Raw genomic sequence first — 3,443 nt, 5'->3', positions numbered from 1 at the left:
TTTTGGTTGGCGTTGACAGATACTTGAGCGCAGCGAGAGCAAATGCGGGATTTTGCCCGTAGGTGAGTCTTGGAAGCTTATGTTTGGATGCTTTTTTGCTCAGTTCACCGAGCTCACGATCTTGTTCTTCCTTGCTCAATGACGTGAGGTGCGTATAAACGACCAGCAGGTTTTGTTCCCAGGCACAATGCGGCGCGTTGCGCTTCACACGATCGAGAATGATGTCCTCGCTTTTCAGGCCGATGCGGCGTGCGGTGTTTAACAGTGGTTCGGCCAGCCGCATGAGTTCGTCAGTAGCGCGATCTGGATCACGTTCAAAGCTGAACGTGAGGCTGTGGCCTTTGTCACGCATGTAGCCGGTCATGCGGATGCGCAAGGATTCCAGCATCTCTAAAAACTCAGTTTCAGAGAGCATCTGGAACGTACCCTGCAAGTCAAACACTGTCAGAAGCGAATAATCACTATTGACCAGTGTGTAAGGATCCTTCAGATCAGGGGATTTCTCGATATCAGCATCGGTCAACCCTACAGCGGTGGCCAGCTCGCAGTAACTGGTCATATCTTTGTGAATGAAGTGTTTTGCAAGGTACTCCAAGGTACCTTCCATTGCGTCTATGCACTTATCGAGAAGTCCCATGTTGCCTCCTTAGCGTGGCGCGTTCATCACGTCATGATGAACTTGAGCCCACGTTGATACAGGAGCTGCGCCATACGCTTCCTGTGCCCAACCTTTGATGACCTGGCTGAACTGAGCCGGATTGAAAATGACGCTCAGCCCTTGAAAAACAAGAGAGTTAACATCGGCATCTGTCTTGCCCAGACGGGTCATCGCCTCCGCTAAAATTTTGGGCGAGTTGGTGTCCCATGCTTTTTCGGTGTATTCCCGATGCGATGCCATCCAGTTGAGAATTTTCTTGGCGTCGGCTTTCGTTTGTTCGTCACCCGTTTCGATGGCGATCATGGTGGCTCGCTGCAGGTGATTTACATCCTGAGGGGACAAGCCTGGGAGGTATGCGATAAAAGCGTCGCCTTCAGCTATCTCTCCCAGGTGCTGCCAACCATGGCAAAGCGGATCCACAAGCCGGAGGTTCTCCGTCCGTAGGTCTTGGTGATTGTGGTTGATGTTATGAACATGACCGGCACGAGCATGAATGCCGCAGAAGTAGCATTTACTTTGCGACTGGTGAGTAATCGTCGCCCGCATTTCAGTCGTCAGCTGAGTAGGGTCTGGCTCGATTGCATCTGGAGTGGGATCACCCCAGACGCGTGCTTTCGTGGCCATGGCCATCAACGGCAGAACTGGCTTCTCGAAGTTTTTCCCAAGCTCGGATACCGGTACTGTCTGGTCCTGTTTAACGTTGCTCATGCAGTCTCCAAGGCAGCCATATTGCAGGCTGCCGTGTGGTCGTGATCAATTCGGAACTTTGCCGAATTCGCTACCACTGATGCCCACAGTTTCGCCAGCGGTGGTCATCATGAAGCCGGTGCCACCGAGTGCCGCACCAGCAACCATCGGGCCCCAGATCTGTTTGCCGGTGATGCGGGAGTTTTCGTCGTTGGTTTTCTTCCACATATTCATGCCGCCGAAGCCTGCCCCGGCAAAGCCCAGAGCCAGCAGAATTGGCCCAAGGCTTTCCTTGATGGAACTGCCCTGCTCCTCGCCTTTCTTGGCCATTCCTGCCCAGCCGTCCGCATATGCGGCCTTCGTGACGAACAGCGTGGACAAGGTGAGGCCTGCCGACATGAGCATGATCCCGCGCTGCACCGGATTTACTTTGTATTCCTCAGCTTTAGTCACCAGGCGGATATGGCCACGGCGAACTACATCGACAGCAAACTCGATAGGATTAAATTTCATGATGAAGCTCCTTATGTGGTTACCAGTAGAGTTTGAAAGTGGCCTGGAAGGCCTCGATCACCTTGTCGACATGAGTCAACGCAGCGCCGAATATCATGTGAGTGAGGCCGCGCCAAATGACGTCATCGCCCCCTTGCGAACCATCCCCATCGAGCGCTGCTTTTTTCATCAGCAACAGCCCTTTGAAGAAGAAACAGCCCCCAGCAAATGAAGTCAGAGTCAGAACAGCGTTTACGGCTTCCTTGAACCTGCCAAAGCTCTCGGCACCGCTGTATGAAATGGCCCCGTAGTTTGTCGCCCCTTCACCAAAACTCGACCAGGTTGAACTGATCACCCCGGACATATTGAAAAGTGCTGCACCAATCACAAGTACCGCAAATGTGCTGCCAAGGGTGATCGGGCGGTGGCCGGGGTCGATAGTGGCAAGCTGCATCCGCCGCAGTACGGTACCCGCGTAAATCATCCCGGCGAGGGCACTCAACGACCAGAGTAACCCCCAAAGTGCGGCGACCAGTGAGTTGGCCGCCGAGATGATCATGCTCGCCAGATCCATATTTGGTTCCTTAGCGAATAACGCCTTTAGAGGTGGTGACTCGACGTGTTACAGGATCAATGCCAATGATTTGCAGACCGTCAATAAGATCGCCTACCTGGACAACGAAAGTTTTTTCACCGTGCTGAATCCATGCTTGATCTGCATATACGGTGTTCAGGCTATAGCCAGCCACAGACGACGGTACGGTCGTTTGAGCTTGGCGGCGCACTGTTTGTTGTAGGCCGACTTTTTTTCCTGCAGTGGCTTGGCCTGCTTCGAGGAGTGCAACCTTCGCTTCCAGCTCGGTGATGTTTTTCTGGAGGCCGACGATCATCCCGCCCATGCTTTGGACTTGCTCATTTAGAGCGTTCAAATGCTCGGTGTTGATAGCCGACGAATCAGGGCTTTCGGCTGCGACAGGCGCTTGGGTTGCTGGCCCAGGGGTCTCTGTGACGCCGTTCACCGTCCCTGCCTGTTGCACGGGTGTTAACTGCTGGGAGGCACCGGTTTGCGGTTTGGTTGAAAATAGTTTTGGAGTCATCACGAAGATGACTGCCAGCACTACAGCCAACACCAAGAAATGCCAACCCTCAATCCGATTGACGAGATCATTGATGCGCTTTTTACGATCGCCTCTGATCGCGTTCGCCGGTGGAGCTTTCTCCTGTTGGCTATCCTGGGCTTTGGGCGTCTCAGGTTCTTTAACCGGTTTCGCGGTGTTGAAAATGTCCAGCTCTTCCGCTGCTTGTGTAGTCATGTGATTGTCCCCTGCCCTAACTCAATAGCGAGTTGGATCGATGATGGTCGGCTGGCCCATATACTGCTGGCCGTACCCAGGAGCTCCTCCCTGGTACCCTCCGAACCCGTTTGAATTGTTGGCACCTGCGGCATTAGGAGAAAGACGGTATTGCTGCTGTGGCTGGCCACCCGGTTGCGCGAGCGTATTCAGCTCGTTTTTTTGGTTCGCCATTAGCGCGTCTTTTTCCAGTTGGTCACTTGAAAGCACCGGCCCTACGAACTGAACTGAACCGCCCCGGGTTTCTCGGAGAC

6 protein-coding genes are annotated in these 3,443 nt (G+C 53.6%); all 6 read right to left on the bottom strand.

Features of this window, described 5'->3' with window-relative positions:
* Positions 1-637, bottom strand: a 637-nt coding sequence (locus ALO64_RS07720) for a hypothetical protein (protein WP_235804981.1), incomplete at its 3' end; no start/stop codon positions are given.
* A gap of 9 nt (positions 638-646) precedes the next feature.
* On the bottom strand, positions 647-1,366 hold the full coding sequence (locus tag ALO64_RS07715) for a hypothetical protein (protein ID WP_044345711.1): 720 nt from the start codon (positions 1,364-1,366) through the stop codon (positions 647-649).
* A gap of 45 nt (positions 1,367-1,411) precedes the next feature.
* Entirely contained in the window at positions 1,412-1,858 is a 447-nt protein-coding gene (locus tag ALO64_RS07710) for a hypothetical protein (RefSeq protein ID WP_044345712.1), read from the bottom strand.
* Between the two features lie 19 nt (positions 1,859-1,877).
* Entirely contained in the window at positions 1,878-2,411 is a 534-nt protein-coding gene (gene traQ / locus ALO64_RS07705) for a conjugal transfer protein TraQ (RefSeq protein WP_044345714.1), read from the bottom strand.
* 10 nt (positions 2,412-2,421) lie between these two features.
* Positions 2,422-3,150: a hypothetical protein gene (locus ALO64_RS07700; protein ID WP_044345716.1), complete on the bottom strand. Its 729-nt coding sequence runs from the start codon at positions 3,148-3,150 to the stop codon at positions 2,422-2,424.
* Between the two features lie 21 nt (positions 3,151-3,171).
* A partial coding sequence (locus ALO64_RS25920; protein WP_217996270.1) for a hypothetical protein occupies positions 3,172-3,443 on the bottom strand: 272 nt, incomplete at its 5' end.

Origin of the sequence: Pseudomonas meliae (assembly GCF_001400515.1) — a bacterium.
In the GTDB taxonomy this organism is placed as follows: domain Bacteria; phylum Pseudomonadota; class Gammaproteobacteria; order Pseudomonadales; family Pseudomonadaceae; genus Aquipseudomonas; species Aquipseudomonas amygdali.
This window is presented reverse-complemented; position numbering and strand designations above follow the sequence as displayed.

What these genes read in the sequence shown, in the direction of transcription:
- ALO64_RS07715 (WP_044345711.1), bottom strand. Translation starts at nt 1,366, where the DNA reads ATGAGCAACGTTAAACAGGACCAGACAGTACCGGTATCCGAGCTTGGG.
- ALO64_RS07710 (WP_044345712.1), bottom strand. Translation starts at nt 1,858, where the DNA reads ATGAAATTTAATCCTATCGAGTTTGCTGTCGATGTAGTTCGCCGTGGC.
- traQ (WP_044345714.1), bottom strand. Translation starts at nt 2,411, where the DNA reads ATGGATCTGGCGAGCATGATCATCTCGGCGGCCAACTCACTGGTCGCC.
- ALO64_RS07700 (WP_044345716.1), bottom strand. Translation starts at nt 3,150, where the DNA reads ATGACTACACAAGCAGCGGAAGAGCTGGACATTTTCAACACCGCGAAA.